The following is a 23,699-nucleotide window of genomic DNA, read 5'->3' on the forward strand; positions in this document are numbered from 1 at the left end:
TCTTAAAAAGAGAGTTCAACATGAGCCATAGCGATACTATCGTCGCCCAGGCGACCCCTCCTGGCCGCGGCGGCGTCGGCATCCTGCGCATTTCCGGCAGCAAAGCCCGCGACGTGGCGCAGCTGCTGCTGGGCAAACTGCCAAAGCCGCGCTACGCCGACTATCTGCCCTTTACGGATGCGGATGGCAGCACGCTCGACCAGGGCATTGCGCTGTGGTTCCCCGGCCCGAACTCCTTTACCGGCGAAGATGTGCTGGAGCTGCAGGGCCACGGCGGCCCGGTGATCCTCGACCTGCTGCTGAAGCGCATTGTCGCGCTGCCGGGGCTGCGCATTGCCAATCCGGGGGAGTTCTCCGAGCGCGCCTTCCTCAATGACAAGTTCGACCTCGCACAGGCCGAGGCGATAGCCGACCTGATCGACGCCAGCTCCGAGCAGGCCGCCCGTTCGGCGGTCAACTCACTACAGGGTGTTTTCTCCACCCGCGTTAATGCTCTGGTGGAAGCACTCACTCACCTGCGCATCTACGTGGAGGCAGCGATCGATTTCCCTGACGAGGAGATCGACTTCCTCTCCGACGGTAAAATCGAGGCCCAGCTAAATCAGGTTATCGGCGATCTGGATGGCGTGCGCGCTGAAGCCCGTCAGGGCAGCCTGCTACGTGAAGGGATGAAGGTGGTGATCGCTGGCCGCCCTAATGCCGGAAAATCCAGCCTGCTCAACGCGCTGGCCGGGCGCGAAGCGGCGATTGTCACCGATATTGCCGGCACCACGCGCGACGTGCTGCGCGAACATATCCATATTGACGGCATGCCGCTGCACATCATCGATACCGCTGGCCTGCGTGAAGCCAGTGATGAAGTGGAACGCATCGGTATTGAACGCGCATGGAAAGAGATAGAACAGGCCGATCGCGTGCTGTTTATGGTGGATGGCACCACCACCGGCGCCACCGAACCCGCTGAGATCTGGCCGGACTTTATTGCCCGCCTGCCGCAAACTCTGCCGATCACCGTGGTACGAAATAAAGCGGATATCACTGGCGAAGCAGAAGGTCTAAGCGAAGTGAACGGTCACTCACTTATTCGCCTGTCGGCGCGCACCGGGGACGGCATCGATATCCTGCGCGACCATCTGAAAGCCAGTATGGGCTTTGCCGGCAATATGGAGGGCGGCTTCCTCGCTCGCCGCCGCCATCTTCAGGCGCTGGAGTTAGCAGCCACTCACCTGCAGCAGGGCAAACATCAGCTGCTGGGGGCCTGGGCTGGGGAACTGCTGGCGGAGGAGCTGCGTCTGGCGCAGCAGGCACTGAGTGAGATCACCGGGGAATTCAGCTCCGACGATCTGCTGGGACGGATCTTCTCCAGCTTCTGTATTGGCAAATAAGTCTTTTCGCCCTTCCTTACTCACTTCCCGTCCCGCTGTACAAAGGTATGGCGGGATGCTGGTTAACAATGCCTTTCCGATCGAGATAAAAAATAACCCCTTGAATTTGAAAATAAAAACCTCCCTGGCAGAATGATGCTGCATTGTGCTGCAGTGGATATTAATCTTCTTATCATGGATTTACGCGATATTTATTGCTGGTAATTAACTGAAAAGTAAAACTTGCGACATAAATAATATTACAGGCAATAATATTAAATTTTTAATATCGCATTTATTATAAAGAGGCATTTCGCGAATGCCCGGTTATTGTATTGAAAAGTTACCTATGTAAGAATTCACATCGTTGTCAGACAGGGCAATATGCAACTTAAATAAGGATGCTCCCTAAGGCATTTTGCTTTTACCTTCTCGTTATTACTGGAACTTAATATCGACAAACCGCCTTTATTAACCCCATAATCAGGCTTCGTTACGCCTATATAAAAAACCTGAAGACATCTTTTATTCGCAAGCCACTAGCCCTGTTTTTTAATCCCGCCCGGATTAAGTTAAGTCGGAAGTTATTATTAATCACCGTAAGGATACATTTGAATGAAAATGAATAAGTTTATGCTGGCTGCGGCCATGACTTTTGCCACGGTCTCTCTGGCACATGCTGAAGACGCAACGCCAGGGGCAGCTGCTGGCAGCCAGGGTAGCGGGCAGTTATCGTTCAGCGGCTCTATCGTTGATGCACCTTGTTCCATCAAAAGTGAGTCCACCAGGCAGGATATCAACCTGGGTGCTATCTCTAAAGCTCTGCTGGCTAAGGCAGACGGGCACTCAACGCCTGCGCAGGTGAACATCAAGCTGGAAAACTGCGAGCTGGCGAAAGACAAGAATGGCGTAACGATTACCTTCAGCGGTGCGGCTAACGATACCGACGACAGCATGCTGGGTCTGGCCGGTAATGCTTCTGATGCCGGAATTGTCTTTGTTGATAACAAGGGCCAGAAAATCAAACTGGGTGAAGCAAGCCAGCCAACCAAACTGGTCGGTAGCGACTCTACTCTGAGCTTCAGCGCCTACGTTCAGCAGACTAAAGCCACGCCATCCATCGTGCCTGGTGACTTTACCGCTGTAGCTAATTTCCAGCTGGCCTACCAGTAAACTTTAGCGCATGCCGTCAACGTGCGGCGCATAGCCGCACGTTTTTTCCATGCAGCAAGAGTCGGAGATGCCAGTAACAGAAACCAGCCGCCGGGCGTATAGCCAAATCCGGTGTCGCGTTCCCTCCGCTGGATATCACCCCTGGTGATATGCGTCTGGATGACTTTCTCACCCTGGTTAGTGATCAAAAACCGCTAATGGCCGGAGCCTGTTTTATCACTGTCCGCTTCAGGCTGGACTATTTCTGATTATTAAACGTCAGAAATAATAAATTAACGGAAAAGCGGATTAGCCATGAGACATTACGCAGCACGGAAGCTGTTCAACTTAAAATTATTATCAGCCTTGATTGTGCTGACGCTTGGGCATTCCGGGCGGGGTTTTTCCTCTGACGATATCCAGTTCAATATGGATGTGCTGGACGTTAACGACCGTAAACATGTTGATCTCAGCCAGTTCTCCCGCCAGGGATATATTATGCCGGGTGATTACAGCCTGACGGTGCGTATTAACAGAACCGAACTCTCCGAGCGCACAATCACCTTTCGGGCCGATGAAAACGATGCGAAATCGAGCGTGCCCTGCCTTACCCCCGACCTGGTTAAGCAATTCGGCCTCAAACAGCAGTATTTAGCCGCTCTTAAATGGCATCAGCAGGGGAAGTGCCTCGATATCAGTAGCCTTACAGGGCTACAGGCCCGTGGCGACCTGTCCACTTCCTCGCTCTATATCACTATTCCGCAGGCCTGGCTGGAATACACCGCCGACGACTGGGACCCACCTTCGCGCTGGGACAACGGCATCCCCGGGATTTTGCTCGACTACAGCCTAAATGCCCAGCAGCAGCGCAGCCATAATAGCGGCGACAGGCTCAACCTTAGCGGTAACGGTACCGCAGGCGTAAACCTCGGCGCATGGCGGCTGCGCGCTGACTGGCAGGGCCGTGCAGAACGCCAGAGCGGTGAGCACGCGCAGACCAGCCGAGAGTTTGACTGGAGCCGCTTCTACGCCTGGCGTGCGCTCAGTTGGCTTGGCGCCAAACTGATGATCGGTGAGAACTATCTCGACTCCTCCCTCTTCGACAGCTTCCGTTTTACCGGAGCCAGCCTGACATCGGATGACAGTATGCTGCCGCCAAACCTGCGCGGCTATGCGCCGGAAGTGACGGGTATCGCCAGAACAGATGCAAAAGTGACCGTCAGCCAGCAGGGGCGGGTACTGTATGAAACCCAGGTCGCCGCGGGCCCGTTCCGTATTCAGGATCTGAGCGATGCGGTCACCGGCCAGCTTGACGTGCGCGTTGAAGAGCAGGACGGCAGCGTGCAGACCTTTACCATTAATACCGCCAGTATTCCCTATCTGACCCGCCCGGGCACTATTCGTTTTAAGGTCTCATCGGGGAAGCCCTCTGACTGGAAACACCGCACCAATGGCGCGCTGTTCAGCGCCGGAGAACTCACATGGGGGATCAGCAACGGCTGGTCAATGTACGGGGGCGCTATCGGGGGGGATAAGTATCAGGCGCTCTCCATCGGCATTGGCCGCGATCTGCTGGCGCTGGGCGCCATCTCGCTGGATGCCACGCAGTCACGTGCGCGTTTGACGAGTGATGATAACACCCTGAGCGGCGGCTCTTATCGGGTGAGCTATGCGAAAGATTTTGAGACCTACGACAGTCAGATTACCTTCGCCGGCTACCGCTTCTCGCAGGAGAACTTCATGAGCATGTCAGAGTATCTGGATGCCAAAGAAGATAGCAGCCGTATGGGTAAAAGTAAGCAGATGTATACCGTGACCTTTAATAAACAGTTCCGCGATATCGGTCTGTCAACGTACCTGACCTACACGCATCAGACTTACTGGAACCGACCGACCAATGACCGCTACAGCCTGATGCTGTCGCGCTACTTCGACTGGTGGAAGATCCGCTCAGCCAGCGTATCGCTGTCCGCCTACCGTAACCGCATCGACCAGCGTAATGACGATGGTATGTATCTCTCTTTCTCAATCCCGTGGGGCGATCGTGGCAGCATCGGCTACAACCTGTCTGCGGCAGGAAAAGAGCGTAGCCATAACCTGACATGGAACGATCGTATTAACGCCAATGATAACTACTCGATCAGCGCCGGTAACAGCCGCAGCGGCGGCAGGCTGAGCGGCTACTACAACCATGACGGTGATATTGCCCGCGTCAGCGCCAACGCCAGCTACGACCAGGGGCGTTATCACTCCCTGGGATTGAATGCTCAGGGTGGCATGACGCTGACAGCGGAAGGTGGAGCCCTGCATCGCAACAATACCAACGGCGGTACCCGACTGTTAGTCGATACCGATGGCGTGCCGAATGTGCCCGTGAAGGGCTACGGCAGCAACCTCCATACCAACTACTTTGGTAAAGCGGTGATTGCCGATGTTAGCAACTACTACCGCAACAGCGCCCGTATCGACCTGGATAAGCTTGGCGACGATGCGGAAGCACTGACCTCGGTGGTACAGGCCACGCTGACCGAAGGGGCGATTGGCTACCGTCGGTTTAATGTCATTTCCGGTGCGAAAGCGATGGCGATTATCAAGCTGGCAGACGGCAGCACACCCCCGTTTGGTGCCAAAGTGATCAACTCACGTAAGCAGGTAACCGGACTGGTTAACGATGATGGCACTCTCTATCTGAGTGGTATCCGGGCGGGCGAAACCATGAGCGTCGAGTGGGACGATAAGGCGCAGTGTGAAGTGCGCCTGCCCACACCGCTACCCGCAGACATGATCAGTCATTCGCTACTGCTGCCGTGCAACGTCTCTGACGCGCGCAGCTGAAAACGGATATTTCATTATCAACTCGACTTATCTTAAGGTAACTACATGTTTTCAAAAAAAATTATTCCTTTTTTGCTGCTGAGCTCTGCGCTGGCAACACAGCAGGCTTCTGCCGCCATTTCACTCGACCGCACCCGGGTTATTTTTGACGGCAAGGCAAAATCAGCCAGTCTTAGCATCAGTAATCAGAATACACAGCTGCCCTATCTGGCGCAGACGTGGATTGAAGATGAGAAGGGTAACAAAATTAACTCACCGCTGACGGCGCTGCCGCCTTTGCAGCGCGTAGAGCCGGGGAAAAAAAGCCAGGTGAAAGTGCAGGCGCTACCGGCAGTCAACGCGCTGGCGCAGGATCGCGAGACGCTTTACTACTTTAACCTGCGCGAGATCCCGCCTAAGAGTGATAAGGCCAATACGTTACAGATTGCCCTACAGACCCGTATCAAGCTGTTATACCGCCCTGCCGCGCTGCACATTGCGCAAAATAGCGTCCCTCCGCAGGAGCAGCTGACGCTGACGCGTAAGGGCGACCGCTATCTGGTTAATAATCCCACAGGCTACTACATCACGCTGATCGACGGGGGTGCCAGCAAGCAGGGCAGCTCGCTGGAAGACTTTAAGCCGCTGATGGTCGCACCGAAAAGTAGCGGCGAACTGAACGTGACGGCAGCCCAGCTCGGCACCAGCCCGGTACTGAAATACATTGATGATTACGGCGGCCGCCCGTCGCTCAGCTTTAGCTGTTCCGGCAATCAGTGCCGGGTGGTGCCAGGTAATAGCCAAAACCTGACTGACTAAAATGGAAAACCACCACGCAGGGAGCACTGATATGAGGCAGAAGAAAACAGGGGATAAGCGGATAACACCGGTGCAGAAAAACCGCTGCGCTGCGCTGCTGGTCTGCGCCAGCGGGCTGTTCGCGGCGACCGCACTGGCCGGGGAACATCGCTCCGTCACCTTCGGTGAAGGTAGCCTGACCCTCTCCGGCTCATTGACCGAAAGCGCCTGCCGGCTGGAGATGACCAGCCTGCACCAGGTCGTCTGGCTCGGCAATACTGATACGGCCTCGCTGCGGCGGCCGGGGGACCGCGCTGCGCCAGTCAGCTTTCAGCTGAAGCTGGAGGACTGTGGGCGTGGCCCGACATCCTTACGCGACAGCAAAAGCGGCAATGTCAGCTGGAGCACAATGCAGCCCGCAGTGTCGGTCTGGTTTTATGGTACCAGCGATGGCGATATGCCCGATTATCTGAAAATAAACGGCACCAGCGGGCTGGCGCTGGCGCTGGCCGACAGCGAGGGAGAGCCTCTGCCGCTCAACCAGCGTGCCGCGCCGCTCTATCTCTTACCCGGCCAAAACACGTTAACCTACACCGTAACGCCGGTACGCACGCCTGCGCCACTGCGTGCAGGCGCATGGAATGCCAGCCTTAATTTCAGGATGATCTATGACTAGCGGTAATGCACTACGCTGGCTGCTGACGGGACTGTCAGCAGGCTGGATTTCGCTTGCCGTGGCCGGTACCGCGCAAAGCACCATCCAGATATCCATGACCGTGCTGAATCCGCCGCCCTGCACCATTAACGATGGCAGGACGATTGAGGTGGATTTTGGGGAAATAGTTACTTCGGACCTGCAGAATAATGCGATTAGTCGCCCTATTAACCTTAACCTGTCGTGTAGCATGAGTAAAAACCAGATGCGGTTACAGATTCAGGGCACGCCAGATAAGGATTATCCAGGCTATCTTTTGGCAAGCTATTCTCCAATAGCAATAAAATTTACCAGCAATGGTCAGGTATTACCGATTAATAGCTGGCTGAACTTTAGCTGGCCGGATGCTCCTGAACTGCGTGTTGCCACTTTTCGTAAACCAAATTGGCTAATTAAGGACGGTGACTCTTTTAGCGCCAGCGCTACCCTGCGCGTGGAGTATCAGTAATGACGCACTCCAGGCTTTCGCCAGCAGCACTCCTGTCGCTGGCAGTGATGTTGACAACCGTCAATGTCAGCGCGAGCGTTGTCGGAATCTCTATAAAGGGGCAAGTAATCTGGTCTCCTGCCTGCAAGGTAACCTCTGCCGACAGCCGCCGCATAGAGGTCAGTTTTGGCGACAGCGTTGGCATTAACCAAGTGGAAGGCATGCGATACCGTCAGCCGCTCAATTACCACATCAGCTGTGACAACAGTAAGCCAGCCGGAACGGGGCTTGTGCTGACGCTGAAAGGGGATATTGCCAGCTTTGATCCCAGCAAAGCCGCACTGCAGACCAGCGTAAAAGGGCTGGCGATCCGCATTCTGCAGAACGGCAGCCCGATGGTGATTAATCAGCCGATCAAGGTAATCTCGACAGCGCTACCCGCGCTGGAGGCGGTGCTGGTTAAACAGAGCGGTGTCACCCTGAAAGAGGGCCCGTTCGAGTCCACCGCAACCCTGCTGGCTGACTATCAATAGGAAAATTATGCCGATAGAACACCTGAAGTCGCCCACGCTGGCAGTATTTTTCACTCTCTATATGGTTTCACCGACATCCAGCGCAATACCCTATGGTGATAATGTTCATCTTTCCGGCACGCTGGTGGCCGAACCCTGCGCACTGCGGCCCGGCGACGAGAATATTCGCGTGGACTTCGGCGGAATTGTCGATAAATACCTCTATATTAACGGCCGTAGCCCGTCACAGGCTTTTCATCTACATCTGCAGGGGTGCGATCTCAGTATTGGAAAGCAGCTCAACGTTTCCTTCAGCGGGAATGAGAGCAGCGTATTACCGGGGCTGCTGGCGGTACAGCAAACTAACAGCGGTATTGCTGTCGGTATTGAAGATGCCGCGGGAAAAGCGATTGCGCTTAACAGCGGCAGCAAAGAGGTCACGCTGGAAAAGGGCGATATGACCCTGAAGTTCGCCGCCTGGATCCAGGGCGAGCCGCAGGCGATTAAGGAACATACCATTGCGCGCGGTGAATTTAGCGCCGTGGCGACATTCCGGCTGGATTACCGTTAGCGGCGTTGAAAGGAACGTAAATACACTATTGGCTGACGCCTGGTTTGTGCAATTTCAGGCTATCTCTTTGCCATAAAAGGCAGAAAACGGCTGCAAAAAAATTTCATCCCCACGGCACCGTTGAATCTGATGAAGCTTCAACGGCGAATCGAAAAATTAATCAGGATTGTTATTTATCACAGCGGAAATGATGAAAAAAATTACACTTCTCAGCTTAACCACCCTACTGCTATTTTCAGTATCTCATAGATCTTATGGCTATAATCTGTGGGTAAAAGAGGAGGGTAGTCATGTATCCCTCAATGGGAGAGTAGAGGAAAGCGATATTTATATCGCTTATTTGCAGAGAAACCACTCTCTCGAAATCGTATATAACAATAAAAAATTTGGTAAGATGGCATATAGGGAAGATAATTTTGAATGTCACTCAGTGTGGGATGCTGCAAAAAAAATAAATCAGGCATTATCTTCAGGGGTAACCTTAGGTTCAGCACCTGATCTCACAACAAGTATGGATACAATCCTCATAATTTGCCCAGAATTTGACGCCGGGCAGGAGTATAGGGTGATAACACGTCCGCTGCCCATTCCTGCGCCAGAGTGTCAGGTAAACTTGCCGGGAAAGGTGGATTTCGGCTCGGTTTCGTGGGGCAGTTCCGGCCTGAAAACTGACCTCAAGGGTTATGTGATGTGCAACAGTGACTCCTCCGGTCAGTTACGCCTGATAACGCCGGTTAAAGGCAGCGTTGCAGTCGGTGATGCAACCGTGCATTACGCATTCGATAAAGGTAAGAGCGAGCAGGCGTTTAACGCAACAAAGTATGAAAAAGAGAATTTCACGCTGACTTTTACCCTAAAAGATACCGGTGTGACAGCAGGCTATAAGCAAGCCTCCGTGGTATTCGAAACGACCTGGGACTGAACTTCTGCTGTTCACACCTGCCCGCGCTCCCTGTCATTTATCCTCTCCGGGTCGACGACCTGTCTGACCCGTATTGCCAGCCTCTGGCCTGCCATAAATCTGATTTATGTCGCGAATTGCGTTTGACTGATGCAAAGAGCTAAGAAAATTCTTACAATAGGAGATGATGATTATCCGACCATTTTCACGGAGCGACAGATGGCAAGTCATTTTGCACGTTGGGCACTCGCCCAGACCCGAACCCCGGTACACCGACTCCCACTCCAGCTGGTTGAGCGCGCCGCTCGCTTTAGCGAGAAACGCCGCAGCCGCTATCTGGCCGCCCGCACGCTGCTGGCCGAGCTGATGCTGCGCGTCTACGGCTTGCCGTCGCTGCCAGAGATCACCCTCAGCAGTAGCGGACGCCCCTGCTTCAGCAACCCCGATCTGCCCGATTTCAGCTTCGCCTACGCCGGTAATATGGTCGGCGTGCTGCTGGCGGAAGAAGGCGGCCACGCCGGGCTGGATATGGAGATTGTCCGTGCCCACAGCCGACAGACGCTGGAACACCACTTTGAGTGCCTCTCCTCCGGGGAGAAGGCGTGGATCAACGCGCAGAATGACGTTATGGAGGCCTCAACCCAGCTGTGGACGCTGCGCCAGAGCATTCTTAAGCTGACGGGAGAAGGGGAAAAGGGGATGGATTCGCTGCGCCTGCACCCGGCATCCGGACGTCTGCGTTCGGCGAGCTGGCCGGATATTCATGCACTGTGCGACGTCGAACCGCTGCTGGTCTGGTCCTGTGCGCTGTCACCCGGCACCGATCGGCTGCATCTGTGGGAGTATGATGGGGAAAAGGGTTGGGAGTCTCTGCGTGATATTAATCTCTATGCGCAAAATTTGGCAACCAGCACGCTGCGTCTGACCAGTCTGCCGACTGAAAAACTCCAGCCTCACTACTGATAAAGCGGGTGGCAGCGCCTGCCACCACCCGTCGGTCGATTAATGCGCGTCGATAAAGGCGATTTTCAGCACGAACAGCAGCGCCACCACCACCACGCACGGGCTGATTTCACGCCAGCGGCTGGTGCCCAGCTTCATCACGCAGTAGGAGATAAAGCCCAGCGCAATCCCTTCGGTAATCGAGAAACTGAACGGCATCATCGCCGCGGTGACAAACGCCGGTACCGCTTCGGTCAGGTCGTCCCACTTTACGCGGGCCAGGCTGGAGGTCATCAACACCCCCACGTAAATCAGCGCGCCGGCAGCGGCATAAGCCGGAACCATGCCCGCCAGCGGTGACAGGAACATCACCAGCAGGAACAGTACGCCCGTTACCACCGCCATCAGGCCGGTGCGGCCTCCGACAGAGACCCCGGAAGAGCTTTCGATGTAGGCAGTGACCGAAGAGGTGCCGATAAAAGAGCCCGCCACGGAGCTGATACTGTCAACGTACAGCGCCTGCTTCATGCGCGGGAACTTGCCTTTCTCATCGGTCAGCCCGGCCTTGTCGGTCACGCCAATCAGCGTGCCGGAGGAGTCAAACAGGTTAACCAGCATAAAGGAGAAGATGATCCCGGCCATGCCCACGTTGAGCGAGTCCTTCAGGTTGACCTGACCCAGAACGGAAGTCACCGGCGGGGGGCTGAGAACACCCCGGTGAATTTCACATCGCCAATCGCCAGGCCAATCGCCGTGGTGACCACAATCGAGACCAGCACCGCCGCGTGAATATTGCGCGAGGCGAGAATGGCAATAATAAAGAAGCCCAGCGCCCCCAGCAGCACGCTGTGCGAGGTCAGATTACCGACGGTTACCAGGGTCGCTTCATTGGCAACGATAATGCCGGCATTTTTCAGCCCCATCAGCGCGATAAACAGCCCGATGCCGGCGGTGATCCCCACGCGCAGGCTCAACGGAATATTGGCAATCATCCAGTAACGCACGCGGAAGATGGTCAGCAGCAGCAGGCCCACCGCGCCCCAGAAGATGGCCCCCATCCCGACCTGCCAGGAGATCCCCATCGCGCCCACCACGACAAAGGCAAAGAAGGCATTAAGGCCCATCGCCGGAGCCAGCGCCACCGGCAGGTTAGCCACCAGGCCCATCAGGATACTGCCGAAGGCGGCAATCAGGCAGGTAGTGACAAATACCGCCTGGGTATCCATCCCGGCAACGCCCAGAATCTGTGGATTAACGAAAACGATATACACCATCGTCAGGAAAGTGGTGAAACCGGCAATCACCTCGGTACGGACAGTGGTGCCATGCTCCTGCAGTTTAAAAATCCGTTGTAACAGGCCGGGAGTAGTCATTATGTGATTCCAGAGCGGAGAAAAAATTGTCGGTGGCTATCCTACCCCATAATTCCGCATTTGGGATGCGGGGAGGCGGGTTTTTTCGCAACCGATTGCGCTGTTTTCACCGGCTAATCACCGCCATTAACAGTAATTGACTATACCCGTCATACTTCAAGCTGCAGGTGCGTTGGCTACATTCGTTCACCCGAATCACTTACCAGCGTAAGCTCATCGGGACTCACTCATTTGCCGCCTTCCTGCAGCTCGAATTATTTAGGGTATCTCTACCCGCGCAAACGCGGGGGATATTCCACAAGCTGTCGGTTAACCAGAATAAATCATTCCAGCTCGAAGCGCTGCGTGCGCTCGCCGTTGAGCCAGATTTCTCGCTGCTCACCCGCCGGTAAGCTCAGCGTCAGCGACCGCCACGCCGGGCGGAACTGACCGCGGGTGGTGAGGGTAACGTCGATGCGCTGCGCGCTGGTTTTCATCTGCCAGTTCAGCCACAGGGCATCATCGCGCTGCCAGCCGTGGCTGACGCCATCATCCTCGAAAATCATCCCTTCTGACTGCCCGTCACCGCGCAGCGGGAACAGTTTTAACTCCCGGCTCTGGTCCTGTGCGCTGTCGGCATAGGCAAGACGTGAGGAGAGCGGTAAACCGGCACCGGCGCGCACCAGCAGCGGCAGGCGCTCCAGCGGGGCGTTCAGGGTAATGGTCTGCCCGCCGCCGAACCAGACGCCGCTCCAGAAGCAGTACCAGCCTTCACCGTTGTCCGGCAGCCACACCTCGCGCTGACGCTGGCCCTGTTCCACCACGCTGGCTACCAGCAGATCGCGGCCAATCATAAAGTCGTCGTTTTCACGCCAGGTATTGGCGTCATGCTCGTGGTCGAGGAAGGTCGGGCGCAGCATCGGCTCATCTTCGCTGCTGGCCTGCCACAGCAGGTTGTAAAAGTAGGGCAGCAGCCGGTAACGCAGCTGGATGGCTTCGCGGATCATCGGGGTCACCTGCGGATACATCCAGGGTTCATTGACCGTGCCGTCATCGTTCCACGAATGAATGGTAAAGCGCGGATGCATGACGCCGTTCTGCACCCAGCGCACCAGCAGCTCGGGATCGGGCCGGTCGCCAGAGAAGCCGCCGACGTCGTGACCAATGTTATACAACCCGGACAGGCTCATCCCCAGCCCCATGCGCGTGTTATAGCGCAGGGTCTGCCAGCTGGTGCGGTTATCGCCGCTCCAGGTCTGTACGTAGCGCTGCATCCCGGCACAGCCGGAGCGCGAGATCAGATACGGGCGCAGATCCGGAGCAAAGCGCTGCTGCGCTTCCAGCGAGGCACGCATCATCAGCAGCGGCATCACCGGACGGATATGCTTGATGGCTATCGGCTGGCCGAAGCCGTGACAGCGCGCTTCGCCGTCCCACACCTCATATTCGTTGTTATCGTTCCAGGTCGCGTCAATGCCCTTTGCCAGCAGCTGGGTAGTGACGCCCTCCTGCCACCAGCGCACGGTCGCCGGGTTAGTGAAGTCGAGGTGCGAACCTTCGTCGTCCCAGAAGCTGGAGCGTTCCGGCCTGTCGCTTTCCGAGTCGCGGATAAACAGCCCCTGCTGCGCGACCTGCTGATACTGCGGATGGTCATGCAGCAGGCAGGGCTTGATATTGGCGGCCAGCTTCAGCCCGGCGTCGTGGAACGCGGCGCTCAGCTGCTCCGGCTGCGGCACCTTGTCGTAGTTCCAGTTGAACACGTAGCGCTTGTTGTTGATCGAGGTATAACCCGATGACAGCTGGAATGAGTCACAGGGGATCGCCTGCTCGCGGCACAGGCGGATAAACTGCTGGAGCTGCTCCTGCGCGTCATCCGCATCGGTGTAGTGCATGGTGGAACCGCTGTAGCCGAGGCTCCATTTTGGCCCGAACAGCGTTCTGCCGGTCAGGCGCACAAAGGCTTTGGTCACGTCGATCACCTGCGGCCCGAGCATCAGATAGTAATCCACGTCCCCCGCTTCTGCCTGCCAGCGGCGATAGGCCAGATGGTAGTTATCCAGCTCGTTGCCCAGATCAAGCCAGCAGCTGCTGAGGTTGTCGTAAAACAGCCCGAAGCTGACGCCGGGGCGGCGGGTGATAGTAAACGGGATATGTTTATACAGCGGATCGGTGCTGGCGGCGTTGTAGCCCATCGCGTCGAGGTTGCGCATCTCAAAGCGGCGGCCGGTACGCTCCAAATCGCCGGACTTCTCCCCCAGCCCGTAGTAGCGATCGTCCGGGAAACGGCGCTGATAGTGCGCCACGCCGTCGCCGTGCGCATTCAGCAGATAGGCACCGGTCGGCCGGTCGGCGGCCAGCGGCTGCCACTCGCCCGCTGCATCACGGTACTCCCACGTCAGGCACAGCGGCTGATGTACGGTGACGCGCAGCTTATCGGTGCTCAGCACCAGCCGGTCATCATTATGGTCCAGCCGGTAGCCCGGTAGGCTGAAGCCTTGCGTACTCAGGCGATCGCGCCCCTGCCACGGCACATCCTGATCCGGCGCGATGCTCCAGCTACGCTCCAGGCGCAGCGCATGATGCTGCTTGATCAGCACGCGGCACAGGTGCGGCTCCAGCACGTAAAGGCAGAAACTGTGCTGCTCATCCACCGTGAGCTCGATGCGGTCAGGATGCTGGCCAGCCAGCGTCCAGTTTTTTAAGGTTTTCATAAAAACTTATTCTCCAGCCTGGGGGATTTTTTTCCTGCTGCGCTCGGCGACCAACGCAATCAGGAACAGCGCGCCGATCAGGTCAAAAAAGCCCATGGCGACAAACAGTGGGTTAAAACCAACGGTGTCGGATATCGCACCGATCAGTAAGGTAAACAGGAAGCTGGCGACCCACGCGCAGCTGCCGCGCAGGCCGTTGACCGTAGCCATCTGATTTTTATCGAAGGATTCGACCACCAGCGCGCTGAGCATGCAGGAGATCACCTGGTGACCGAAGCCGCCAACGGAGATCAGCGCGATCGCCACCAGCGGATCTTTGGTCAGCGCCACCAGCGCCAGCGACACCATCAGAAATGCCCCAGTAACCGAGCTGGCGACCACCGAGTTAACCAGCGTGCAGCCAAACCACTTGCGGTACAGACGGGTGAGGTAGCCGCTGGCAACACTGCCCAGGTCGGCTGCGAGGAATGGCAGCCAGGCGAACATCGCGATCTGCTTGAGGTCCATCCCGCGTTCGGTCGCGAGGTAGAGCGGCACCCAGAAGCTGAACACCGCCCACGCCGGTTCCGCGAGAAAGGCCGGAATAGCGATGCCGTAGAACTTGCGGTTTTTACTGAGGATTTTCAGTGATGTCCAAAATGGCAGCGCGGGCAACATCGGCTCATTATCCTGGTGGATCAGAGCATATTCCTGCTGGCTGAGATTGGGGTGCTGCTGCGGCGAGTGGTAGAAGCGCCACCACAGCAGCACCCACACCAGCGCCAGCCCGCCCGAGAACAGAAACGCCCCCTGCCAGCCCATGGTGGCGTGCGCCAGCACGATCACCGGCGGGGCCAGCATCGCGCCGATGGAGAAGCCGACGCCCGCCCAGCCCGCCGCAACCGGGCGCTCTTTTTTCGGGAACCAGTCACCGATCGCTTTGGCATTCGCCGGGGTAGCTGCCGCTTCGGCACCGCCCATAAAGAAGCGCAGAATAGCCAGATGCAGCCAGCTTCCGGCCCCGGCATGCAGCATGCAGACAATCGCCCAGACGCTGGCGCACAGCAGGAAACCGAGCTTCAGGCCAACCACGTCGATCAGCCAGCCGCAGATCGGCTGAAACAGGGTGTAGGCCAGCTGGAACGCCGCCACCACCCAGGAGTACTGTTCGGTGCTCATGTTCAGGCTGGTTTTCAGCTCCGGCGCCAGGATCCCCAGCGAGTTACGCGTCAGATAGTTGACGGTAATTCCCAGTAAAAACAGCGCCAGCATCCACCAGCGCAGGGACTTAATTTTACGTCGGTTGCTTTGTACCGCAGTGCGGTTGATTTCCACGCTCATTAATTTCTCCTGGCGACGAAAAGTGCCTGAATCGAAACTAGCCAGCGCACGACTTCAGCGAAACCGGCATTTTTGCAAGGATTTGCATGGAATGGCGCACTACTCACAATAATCGCGATTAATCTCAGGCACAGTGCGGCTATCCGGCCATGAAAAAATTCTCATGACGCAATTTGAAGGAGATCACAGATTGAACGGAAAGCTGAAAATCGCCGAAATTGCCCGACAAACCGGGCTGTCGATCAGCACGGTTTCACGCGTGCTGGCGGGCAAGATGAATACCAGCCCGGCGGCACGCCAGCAGGTCATGGCCTGCGCCCGCAGCAACGGCATTTTGCAGGCGATCTCCTGCGGGCGGCTGATGCTGAACAATATTGTGGTGTTTGCCCCGCAGCGTGCGTTCGACGTGCGCAGCGATATCTTCTACTACAAGGTGATTCAGGGAATTACCGCAGCGCTGGCCAGCCATGAAGTGCGCCTGCGCTACTGCGGGCTGGAGGAGACTGACAGCGACCGCAGCCTGTTTCTCAGCAAGATGAGCGAGCCGGAAAGCGAAGCGGCGCTGATTATTGGTATTGATGATGACGTGATCCACCAGCTGGCCGCCGAGCTGCATAAACCCTGCGTGCTGATCAACTGCAGCGATCGCCAGATGCGCCTCGACAGCGTTTCTCCCGATCATCAGCGCATCGGCGAGTTCGCCGCCAGCTACCTGATCGAGCAGGGCCACACCCGCATTCTCAACCTGCAGTGCCTGCGTCGCGCCACCATGGAGCTGCGCCTGAACGGTATTCGCCAGGCCTGGGCGCGGCATCATATGGCGTTTGACGAGCAGCAGCATCTGATCACCACCGCCGGCTTTGGCAGCGAAGAGGCGGAGCAGGCGCTGGGTGCCTGGCTGCGTGGGCTGCCCGCCAGCGAACGGCCCACCGCCATCCTCGCCGGTGGCGACTATATGGCCGCTGGCGCGCTCAGGGCGCTGCAAAAACAGCAGATTGCGGTGCCGGGGGAGATCTCGGTGATGAGTACCGACGGCTTTAACCTGGCGGAGATCGAAGATGTGCCGCTAACCTCGGTGCAGGTGCCGCGCGACGAGCTGGGCTTTGAGGCGCTGCAGCTGCTACAGCGCCGCATCCTGCAGCCTGACTCGCCGCCCTGCACCATGCTGCTGCAGGGAAAGCTGGCGCTGCGCGACTCGGTGAAACGCCTCGGCGCCTCACGCATCATGCCCGCTTACAGCAGCGGCGAGCACGGTTTATACGATCGCACATCGTAAATCAGCCAATATTCACGCTACTATCTGACCTTAGCCCAGCAAAAATGAAGGAAGCGGTATGACGGTGGAGTGTATTTTTTTTGATTGCGACGGCACGCTGGTGGACAGTGAAATGCTCTGTACCCAGGCCTATGTGAACACATTTGCCAGGTTCGGCGCGCAGCTGTCACTGCAGGAGATGTTTGAGAAATACAAAGGCGTGAAGCTGTACGACATTATCGCCGATGTCTGCCAGCAGCACGGTCTGGATACCCCGGTTGAGATACTGGAACCCGCCTATCGCCAGGAGGTTGCGCGGCTGTTTGATCTTGAGCTGCAGCCCATTCGCGGGGCAAAAGCGCTGCTGGAACAGATCGGCGTGCCGATGTGCGTGGTGTCCAACGGCACAGTGCCCAAAATGCAGCACTCGCTCGGCCTGACGCAGATGCTGCCATTTTTTGCTGACCGACTGTACAGCGGCTACGATATCCAGCACTGGAAACCGGAACCGGAACTGATGTACCACGCGGCCAGGCAGATGGGCGTGCCGGTTGAGCGCTGCATTCTGGTGGATGACTCAGAAGCGGGTGCCAGAGCGGGCATCGCCGCCGGGATCCCGGTATTCTACTACTGCGTGGATGCGCACAATCCGCCGCTCGATCATCCGCTGGTGACGGTATTTGACGATATGGCCCAGCTGCCCGATCTGTGGCGCGCCAGGGGCTGGCAGCTCACACGCGGATAAAAAACAGCAACGCTGTCGGGGCGGACCTTCTTGATCGGTCCGTCCTTCTGCTGATTGGTGCGCATGGGTCACACGCGGGCCGACCAGGAGAAGCGGTCGGCCCCTACGCGACCGCCGGCAGATAAATCATCGTCATCAGGCCTGCGTGCCCTATCCGCTAATTTCTCAACCAATCGCCCCCAGCGTATCCTCATCCTGCCCCTGCTTTTTCGGCAGCAGGAACAGCGTGGCGAAGATATCCAGCAGGTAGATCAGCGCCAGCAGGGTAATAGCGGCGGTAAATGACCACTGGCTGACCAGCAGGCCAATCACCAGCGGACCAAAGCCGCCCACGCCACGACCCAGGTTAAACAACACGTTCTGCGCGGTAGCACGCACTTTCACCGGATAGATATCGGAGATGAGCGCACCGTAGCCGCCAATCATGCCGTTGACGAACATCCCCATCAGCGCGCCGGTAAACAGCATCACCGTCGGGTCACGCAGCTGCGCATAAACCACCACCATCACTACCGCACCAACCTGATAAATCAGGAAGATTTTCCAGCGCGCGAAGCGATCCGCCAGCAGGCCAAACAGCCAGATGCCGAAGGTCATGCCGACCACCGTTACCGCCGTCCACAGGCCGGATTTGGTCAGCGAGAAGCCAAACTGCGTGGAGAGGTAGCTGGGCATCCAGATCATCAGGCCGTAATAGCCGAAGTTCTGCACCGAGCAGAGAATAAAGATGCCGATGCTGGCTTTGGTGGTGGCGGCATCGGCAAACAGCAGCCTGATGCGCGCCGGGAAAGACAGCCCCTGATTGACATCCACATGACGGGTGAACGCTTCCGGCTCGCCCATGCCGCGGCGAATAGCAAACGATGCCAGCGCGGGCAGAAGTCCAACGAGGAACATGCCGCGCCAGCCGATAATATCCAGCAGGAAAGGGGTAATAAACGCCGCCAGCAGGACGCCCAGCTGCCAGCCCATGCCGACCCACGCCGAGGCGCGATTGCGCTTGTTAGCAGGCCAGGCTTCAGCGATCAGCGCCATGCCGATGCCAAATTCACCGCCCAGCCCCATTCCCGCCAGAGTACGGTAGGCCAGCAGATCCCAGTAGCCCTGCGCCACGGCGCACAGCCCGGTGAACAGAGAAAACATCAGGATAGTAAAGGTCAGCACGCGAATGCGCCCAAGGCGATCGCTAAGGTGGCCGAAGATAATCCCGCCCAGCACCGCGCCGATCAGCGTCCAGGTCACCAGTGAACCCGCCTGGGAGGAGGTCAGCACCAGCGCCGCGCTAATCGCCGGCAGCATAAACCCGAGGATCAGCAGATCGAAGCCGTCCATTGCATAGCCGCTTACGGCGGCGATCATCGCTTTACCCGGCGTGACGCCGCGCTTGTCCGGTGGGGAGACTGACATGCTTTTAACCTTCTGGTTTGAATTTTGCCGCAAGTATAAGTTTCAACGCGGCGACAAGCCAAAGGAAAAACGGAGTGGATAGAGAGTCAGCCGGCCGTCTGGAGCTGACGGCCTGAGGGAGAGAGAAAGAAGCAATGATGTTCAGTGGCAGATATGCGCCATCTCGGCTTCAGACAGACCGGTAATTTTTATCACGGTGCTGCGATCGATGCCGTTTTGCAGCATGCTGCGCGCTAATTCTATCCGGGCCTGATTAAGGCCTTTGGCAAAACCACGCTTTTCACCGAGCTGGATACCCTGTTCAATACCCTTCTCAATACCCTGTTCAATACCCTTCTCAATACCCTTCTGCTCAAGCTGTTGTGCAATAGTCATCAGTTCGTCCCCATGTTGCGGCACGCGTTGTGCCAGCTCACGAACAAAGGCTTCAGCGTCCAACGTTTCGCCAGCCTGTACAATGTAGTGTACCAGCGATACTACCTGTGATGAAGAAAGATATCCGGCCAGCAGGATGGGAACAAGCTTGTCCATCAGTTCTGCCAGATCTCTGAGATGAATGTGTTTCTGCAGCAGGGTCAGTGCCGCCAAACTGCGATGGTCTGCGATTACATCGTCAGATATAACGGTGACATCAACCAGGGGAAAATGACTACTGTAAAGCTTCGCCGCTAGCGCCGGATTACAAAATTCATCCAACCAGCAGGTTGAATAGGGATACGGGGTACGCTTCCCCATATAGAACAGCACGGGTATTACCAATGGCAGCTTTTTATGGCCCGCATCAAGATGCCGCTGCATTGATGCTACTGCATACCGCAACAACCTGAATGCCATATGTTTATCTGGGGTCGACTGGTGTTCAATGAGCACGTGGATATAACCATCATCTTCATCCGTAGTCTTCAGGCTGTAGAGCACGTCGCTAAAATACTGGCGGAGGTTATCCTCAACAAAGGAACCTGACTCAAGCTTCAGCGTACTGAGGTCACAGATAGCGTGCAGTTCTGCCGGAAGATGGATATCCAGGAAGTCGCGTGCAACCTCCGGATGCGTCAGAAACTGGCGAAATGTTGCATCATGGGGGGTAGGCGTACTGCTTTTATTATTCATTGGCTGATAGCTTTCCATGCTGGTTACCCGAAATTACAACAAGCATCGTTCAGAATAATAAAATGCTTGTGCAAAACAGAAATTCTGAACATATTTTGCACAATTTATAGACAAAAAAAAGGCCAGACGTGCTGGCCTCTATTTTTCTCCGGCTGCTTAGCCCGGACTGTTTTCGCCGCTGTCGTCGCCGGTCAGCAGCTTATCCAGCTGGTCGCCACCCACGTGGCGGAAATCCTGGCCTTTGACGAAGTAGAAGATAATTTCGCAGATGTTCTGGCAGCGGTCACCGATACGCTCGATGGCGCGGGCGCAGAACAACGCGGTCAGCACGCTGGGGATGGTGCGCGGGTCTTCCATCATATAGGTCATCAGCTGACGCACGATGCCCTCATACTCCTGGTCCACTTTCTTATCTTCGCGGTAGATCTCAATCGCCGCGTTCAGGTCCATACGCGCGAAAGCATCCAGCACGTCGTGCAGCATCTCAATGGTGTGGTGCCCCATCGACTCCAGGCTCACCAGCAGCGGCTGATGCTGCTGGGTAAATTTTTCCAGCGCGGTGCGGCAGATCTTCTCGGCCACGTCACCGATACGTTCCAGCTCGGAGATGGTTTTGATGATCGCCATCACCAGACGCAGGTCGCTGGCGGTCGGCTGACGTTTGGCGATGATGCGCACGCAGGCTTCATCAATCTCCACTTCCATCATGTTGACCTTGTGATCGCCTTCGATCACCTTATTCGCCAACTCACCGTCCTGATTGTGCATCGCGGTGATCGCGTCGGTCAGCTGCTGTTCAACCATGCCGCCCATGGTCATCACCTGGGTGCGGATGTGCTCCAGCTCGGCGTTGAACTGGCCGGAGATGTGTTTGTTCAGGTTCAGGCTATCCATTGTGTTCTCCAGTCAAATCAACCGTAACGGCCGGTAATGTAATCTTCAGTCTGCTTCTGATGCGGCTTGGTGAACAGCGTATCCGTGTCGCTGAACTCGATCAGTTCGCCGAGGTACATAAATGCCGTGTGGTCGGAGCAACGCGCAGCCTGCTGCATGTTGTGGGTCACGATCACCACGGTGTAATCCTGTTTCAGTTCGGTAATCAGCTCTTCGATGCGCCCGGTCGAGATCGGGTCGAGCGCCGAACATGGCTCATCCAGCAGCAGCACTTCCGGGCGGATAGCGATGCCGCGCGCAATGCACAGACGCTGCTGCTGCCCGCCGGAGAGACTGTAGCCGCTCTGATGCAGCTTGTCTTTGGTTTCTGTCCACAGCGCGGCTTTAGTCAGCGCCCACTGCACGCGCTCGTCCATATCGGCACGCGACAGCTTTTCGAACAGGCGCACGCCAAACGCGATGTTGTCGTAGATCGACATCGGGAACGGGGTTGGCTTCTGAAACACCATGCCAACGCGCGCGCGCAGCAGGGCGATATCCTGGTTTGCGGTGAGAATGTTTTCACCATCCAGCAGGATCTCGCCTTCAGCACGCTGCTCAGGATAGAGCGAAAACATCTTGTTGAAGGTGCGCAGCAGGGTGGATTTGCCGCAGCCTGACGGGCCGATAAACGCCGTCACCTGGTTTTTCGCGATATCCAGATTGATATTTTTCAGCGCATGGAATTTTCCGTAATAGAAGTTCAAATCACGAACCTGAATCATCTTGGCGGAATTACTCATCATTTTTATCTCACTTAGTCCGCACCGCTTAAGCCGTGCGGCACAGTATTAATGTTTGCTCTTGGCGAAAATCACGCGGGCCAGGATGTTCAGTAACAGTACGCACAGCGTAATAATCAGCACGCCCGCCCATGCCAGGCTCTGCCAGTCGGCAAACGGGCTCATGGCGAACTTAAAGATAGTGACCGGCAGGTTCGCCAGCGGCTGCATCATATCGGTGCTCCAGAACTGGTTCGACAATGAGGTAAACAGCAGCGGGGCGGTCTCTCCGGCAATGCGGGCAATCGCCAGCAGCACGCCGGTGAGGATGCCGGAAACCGACGCTTTCAGGGTGATTGCCGAAATCATCTTCCATTTCGGGGTGCCCAGCGCGTAGGCCGCTTCACGCAGGCTGTCCGGCACCAGTTTCAGCATGTTCTCGGTGGTGCGGATCACAATCGGGATCTGCAACAGCGCCAGCGCGACCACGCCAGCCCAGCCGGAGAAGTGCTGCATCTGCGCCACCACGATGGTGTAAACAAACAGACCGACGACGATAGACGGTGCGGAGAGCAGAATGTCGTTAATGAAACGGGTGATCTCTGCCAGCCAGGATTTACGCCCGTACTCGGCAAGGTAGATACCCGCCATAATGCCCAGCGGCGTGCCAAATACCGTGGACCAGAGGATCAGCAGGCCGCTGCCCGCGAGGGCGTTAGCCAGCCCGCCACCCGCCGTGTTCGGCGGTGGGGTGTTTTCAGTAAACAGCGACAGCGACATGCCGTCGATACCGCGTGTCACCGTAGCGAACAGGATCCACACCAGCCAGAACAGGCCAAAGGCCATGGTCAGCAGCGACAGGGTGAGGGCAATGCGGTTCTTCATGCGGCGCCACGCCTGCATTTTGCGGCGTGAGGCTAACAGCTCGGCGCGAGCCTGCATTTCCATGGTGGTCATGAGCGCGCTCCTTCACTTTTCGCCAGGCGCATAATCATCAGTTTTGAACAGGCCAGCACGATAAAGGTAATCACAAACAGGATCAGGCCCAGCTCCATCAGCGCAGCGGTGTGCACGCCGGATTCGGCTTCAGCAAACTCGTTGGCCAGCGCGGAGGTAATGCTGTTGCCCGGCATAAACAGCGACGCGCTGTCGAGCTGGTAGGTGTTACCGATGATAAAGGTCACCGCCATGGTTTCACCCAGTGCGCGCCCAAGGCCGAGCATCACGCCGCCGATCACCCCGTTCTTGGTGAACGGCAGCACCACGCGCCAGATCACTTCCCAGGTGGTACAGCCGATGCCATAAGCGGACTCTTTCATCATCACCGGCGTCTGCTCGAATACGTCACGCATTACCGAGGCAATGTAAGGAATGATCATGATCGCGAGGATAATTCCGGCGGCCAGGATACCGATACCAAATGCCGGACCGGAGAACAGCGCACCGACGATCGGGATGTTCGCCATCACATCGCCCACCGGCTGCTGGAAATAAGTGGCGAACAGCGGGGCGAAGATAAACAGCCCCCACATGCCGTAGACAATGCTGGGGATCGCTGCCAGCAGTTCAATCGCCACGCCTAACGGGCGACGCAGCCAGGCGGGTGCCAGTTCAGTCAGGAACAGGGCGATGCCGAAACTGACCGGGACAGCGATCAGCAGGGCGATAATCGAGGTCACGACGGTACCGTAAATCGGCACCAGCGCACCAAATTGTTCGTTTGGCGCATCCCACTCTTTGGTCCACAGGAAGGAGAAACCAAATTTCTGGATGCTCGGCCATGAGGAGAACAGCAGGGAAACGATAATACCGCCAAGCAGCAACAGCACAATCAGCGCAGCCAGTTTGACCAGTGCGCCGAAGATGATGTCACCTTGCTTGCCGGGAGCTTTGAATGTCGGCTTGGTTGCAGCCATAGCAGTCTCGATAGTGAAATTGTCGGGGCGGC

The 23,699-nt window shown here is 56.7% G+C and carries 20 protein-coding genes and 1 pseudogene; 12 read left to right on the plus strand and 9 right to left on the minus strand.

Annotated elements, in window-relative coordinates; genetic code table 11:
• Positions 1–20: 20 nt before the first annotated feature.
• From mnmE to ID864_RS20365, 10 genes are all read left to right on the plus strand, one after another.
• On the plus strand, positions 21–1,385 hold the full coding sequence (mnmE, locus tag ID864_RS20320) for a tRNA uridine-5-carboxymethylaminomethyl(34) synthesis GTPase MnmE (protein ID WP_191150281.1): 1,365 nt from the start codon (positions 21–23) through the stop codon (positions 1,383–1,385).
• 594 nt (positions 1,386–1,979) lie between these two features.
• Positions 1,980–2,537: a fimbrial protein gene (locus ID864_RS20325; protein WP_048914539.1), complete on the plus strand. Its 558-nt coding sequence runs from the start codon at positions 1,980–1,982 to the stop codon at positions 2,535–2,537.
• Between the two features lie 294 nt (positions 2,538–2,831).
• On the plus strand, positions 2,832–5,351 hold the full coding sequence (locus ID864_RS20330) for an outer membrane usher protein (protein ID WP_048914538.1): 2,520 nt from the start codon (positions 2,832–2,834) through the stop codon (positions 5,349–5,351).
• A gap of 45 nt (positions 5,352–5,396) precedes the next feature.
• A complete protein-coding gene (locus ID864_RS20335) occupies positions 5,397–6,149 on the plus strand; it encodes a fimbria/pilus periplasmic chaperone (RefSeq protein ID WP_191150282.1) in 753 nt (250 codons plus the stop codon).
• Positions 6,150–6,180: 31 nt separating this feature from the next.
• Positions 6,181–6,804 (plus strand): fimbrial protein, encoded by a 624-nt coding sequence (locus ID864_RS20340; RefSeq protein ID WP_191150283.1) that lies wholly within the window; start codon positions 6,181–6,183, stop codon positions 6,802–6,804.
• Entirely contained in the window at positions 6,797–7,291 is a 495-nt protein-coding gene (locus tag ID864_RS20345) for a fimbrial protein (RefSeq protein WP_191150284.1), read from the plus strand. The genes ID864_RS20340 and ID864_RS20345 overlap by 8 nt, the downstream gene beginning before the upstream one ends.
• Complete coding sequence (locus tag ID864_RS20350; RefSeq protein ID WP_191150285.1) at positions 7,291–7,803, plus strand: fimbrial protein; 513 nt, start codon at positions 7,291–7,293, stop codon at positions 7,801–7,803. Before ID864_RS20345 ends, ID864_RS20350 begins: the two co-directional genes overlap by 1 nt.
• A gap of 7 nt (positions 7,804–7,810) precedes the next feature.
• On the plus strand, positions 7,811–8,353 hold the full coding sequence (locus ID864_RS20355) for a fimbrial protein (RefSeq protein ID WP_224750573.1): 543 nt from the start codon (positions 7,811–7,813) through the stop codon (positions 8,351–8,353).
• Positions 8,354–8,540: 187 nt separating this feature from the next.
• Positions 8,541–9,275, plus strand: coding sequence for a hypothetical protein (locus tag ID864_RS20360; protein WP_191150286.1), 735 nt, complete (start codon positions 8,541–8,543; stop codon positions 9,273–9,275).
• 198 nt (positions 9,276–9,473) lie between these two features.
• Entirely contained in the window at positions 9,474–10,217 is a 744-nt protein-coding gene (locus tag ID864_RS20365) for a 4'-phosphopantetheinyl transferase family protein (RefSeq protein ID WP_048917920.1), read from the plus strand.
• Between the two features lie 39 nt (positions 10,218–10,256).
• On the opposite strand, the pseudogene ID864_RS20370 reads toward ID864_RS20365, so the two are convergent.
• The 3 genes and pseudogenes from ID864_RS20370 to ID864_RS20380 form a co-directional block, all read right to left on the minus strand.
• A pseudogene (locus ID864_RS20370) lies at positions 10,257–11,569 on the minus strand (NCS2 family permease).
• Positions 11,570–11,892: 323 nt separating this feature from the next.
• Positions 11,893–14,259: a glycoside hydrolase family 31 protein gene (locus ID864_RS20375; RefSeq protein ID WP_191150287.1), complete on the minus strand. Its 2,367-nt coding sequence runs from the start codon at positions 14,257–14,259 to the stop codon at positions 11,893–11,895.
• Positions 14,260–14,265: 6 nt separating this feature from the next.
• Positions 14,266–15,579, minus strand: a complete 1,314-nt coding sequence (locus ID864_RS20380) for an MFS transporter (RefSeq protein ID WP_062818526.1) — start codon at positions 15,577–15,579, stop codon at positions 14,266–14,268.
• A gap of 190 nt (positions 15,580–15,769) precedes the next feature.
• Here ID864_RS20380 and ID864_RS20385 point away from each other — a divergent pair, with 190 nt between their 5' ends.
• Together ID864_RS20385 and yieH are read left to right on the plus strand one after the other, a co-directional pair.
• On the plus strand, positions 15,770–16,855 hold the full coding sequence (locus ID864_RS20385) for a LacI family DNA-binding transcriptional regulator (protein ID WP_191150288.1): 1,086 nt from the start codon (positions 15,770–15,772) through the stop codon (positions 16,853–16,855).
• A gap of 58 nt (positions 16,856–16,913) precedes the next feature.
• Positions 16,914–17,579, plus strand: a complete 666-nt coding sequence (gene yieH / locus ID864_RS20390; RefSeq protein WP_191150289.1) for a 6-phosphogluconate phosphatase — start codon at positions 16,914–16,916, stop codon at positions 17,577–17,579.
• 165 nt (positions 17,580–17,744) lie between these two features.
• Here yieH and ID864_RS20395 read toward each other — a convergent pair whose 3' ends face one another.
• The 6 genes from ID864_RS20395 to pstC all read right to left on the minus strand — a co-directional run bounded on the left by ID864_RS20395 (position 17,745) and on the right by pstC (position 23,667).
• Positions 17,745–18,986 carry an MFS transporter gene (locus ID864_RS20395; RefSeq protein WP_048917928.1) on the minus strand — a complete coding sequence of 414 codons (1,242 nt, stop codon included), beginning with the start codon at positions 18,984–18,986 and terminating at the stop codon, positions 17,745–17,747.
• 141 nt (positions 18,987–19,127) lie between these two features.
• On the minus strand, positions 19,128–20,096 hold the full coding sequence (locus tag ID864_RS20400) for an Rpn family recombination-promoting nuclease/putative transposase (protein WP_099754103.1): 969 nt from the start codon (positions 20,094–20,096) through the stop codon (positions 19,128–19,130).
• Between the two features lie 156 nt (positions 20,097–20,252).
• On the minus strand, positions 20,253–20,990 hold the full coding sequence (phoU, locus tag ID864_RS20405; protein ID WP_048917930.1) for a phosphate signaling complex protein PhoU: 738 nt from the start codon (positions 20,988–20,990) through the stop codon (positions 20,253–20,255).
• A 17-nt stretch (positions 20,991–21,007) separates the two neighbouring features.
• Entirely contained in the window at positions 21,008–21,775 is a 768-nt protein-coding gene (gene pstB / locus ID864_RS20410) for a phosphate ABC transporter ATP-binding protein PstB (protein WP_048917931.1), read from the minus strand.
• A 45-nt stretch (positions 21,776–21,820) separates the two neighbouring features.
• Positions 21,821–22,708 (minus strand): phosphate ABC transporter permease PstA, encoded by an 888-nt coding sequence (gene pstA, locus ID864_RS20415; RefSeq protein WP_048917932.1) that lies wholly within the window; start codon positions 22,706–22,708, stop codon positions 21,821–21,823.
• Entirely contained in the window at positions 22,705–23,667 is a 963-nt protein-coding gene (pstC, locus tag ID864_RS20420; protein WP_048917933.1) for a phosphate ABC transporter permease PstC, read from the minus strand. Before pstC ends, pstA begins: the two co-directional genes overlap by 4 nt.
• Positions 23,668–23,699 lie beyond the last annotated feature (32 nt).

Source organism: Erwinia aphidicola, from assembly GCF_014773485.1.
GTDB classification, from domain to species: Bacteria; Pseudomonadota; Gammaproteobacteria; order Enterobacterales; family Enterobacteriaceae; genus Erwinia; species Erwinia aphidicola.

Bases quoted from the DNA above. Each gene is read 5' to 3' on its own strand.
- ID864_RS20345 (WP_191150284.1), top strand. From the start codon at position 6,797: ATGACTAGCGGTAATGCACTACGCTGGCTGCTGACGGGACTGTCAGCA.
- pstB (WP_048917931.1), bottom strand. From the start codon at position 21,775: ATGATGAGTAATTCCGCCAAGATGATTCAGGTTCGTGATTTGAACTTC.
- ID864_RS20355 (WP_224750573.1), top strand. From the start codon at position 7,811: ATGCCGATAGAACACCTGAAGTCGCCCACGCTGGCAGTATTTTTCACT.
- ID864_RS20335 (WP_191150282.1), top strand. From the start codon at position 5,397: ATGTTTTCAAAAAAAATTATTCCTTTTTTGCTGCTGAGCTCTGCGCTG.
- ID864_RS20350 (WP_191150285.1), top strand. From the start codon at position 7,291: ATGACGCACTCCAGGCTTTCGCCAGCAGCACTCCTGTCGCTGGCAGTG.
- ID864_RS20400 (WP_099754103.1), bottom strand. From the start codon at position 20,096: ATGAATAATAAAAGCAGTACGCCTACCCCCCATGATGCAACATTTCGC.
- phoU (WP_048917930.1), bottom strand. From the start codon at position 20,990: ATGGATAGCCTGAACCTGAACAAACACATCTCCGGCCAGTTCAACGCC.
- pstA (WP_048917932.1), bottom strand. From the start codon at position 22,708: ATGACCACCATGGAAATGCAGGCTCGCGCCGAGCTGTTAGCCTCACGC.
- ID864_RS20360 (WP_191150286.1), top strand. From the start codon at position 8,541: ATGATGAAAAAAATTACACTTCTCAGCTTAACCACCCTACTGCTATTT.
- mnmE (WP_191150281.1), top strand. From the start codon at position 21: ATGAGCCATAGCGATACTATCGTCGCCCAGGCGACCCCTCCTGGCCGC.
- ID864_RS20330 (WP_048914538.1), top strand. From the start codon at position 2,832: ATGAGACATTACGCAGCACGGAAGCTGTTCAACTTAAAATTATTATCA.
- ID864_RS20395 (WP_048917928.1), bottom strand. From the start codon at position 18,986: ATGTCAGTCTCCCCACCGGACAAGCGCGGCGTCACGCCGGGTAAAGCG.
- yieH (WP_191150289.1), top strand. From the start codon at position 16,914: ATGACGGTGGAGTGTATTTTTTTTGATTGCGACGGCACGCTGGTGGAC.
- ID864_RS20325 (WP_048914539.1), top strand. From the start codon at position 1,980: ATGAAAATGAATAAGTTTATGCTGGCTGCGGCCATGACTTTTGCCACG.
- ID864_RS20340 (WP_191150283.1), top strand. From the start codon at position 6,181: ATGAGGCAGAAGAAAACAGGGGATAAGCGGATAACACCGGTGCAGAAA.
- pstC (WP_048917933.1), bottom strand. From the start codon at position 23,667: ATGGCTGCAACCAAGCCGACATTCAAAGCTCCCGGCAAGCAAGGTGAC.
- ID864_RS20365 (WP_048917920.1), top strand. From the start codon at position 9,474: ATGGCAAGTCATTTTGCACGTTGGGCACTCGCCCAGACCCGAACCCCG.
- ID864_RS20380 (WP_062818526.1), bottom strand. From the start codon at position 15,579: ATGAGCGTGGAAATCAACCGCACTGCGGTACAAAGCAACCGACGTAAA.
- ID864_RS20375 (WP_191150287.1), bottom strand. From the start codon at position 14,259: ATGAAAACCTTAAAAAACTGGACGCTGGCTGGCCAGCATCCTGACCGC.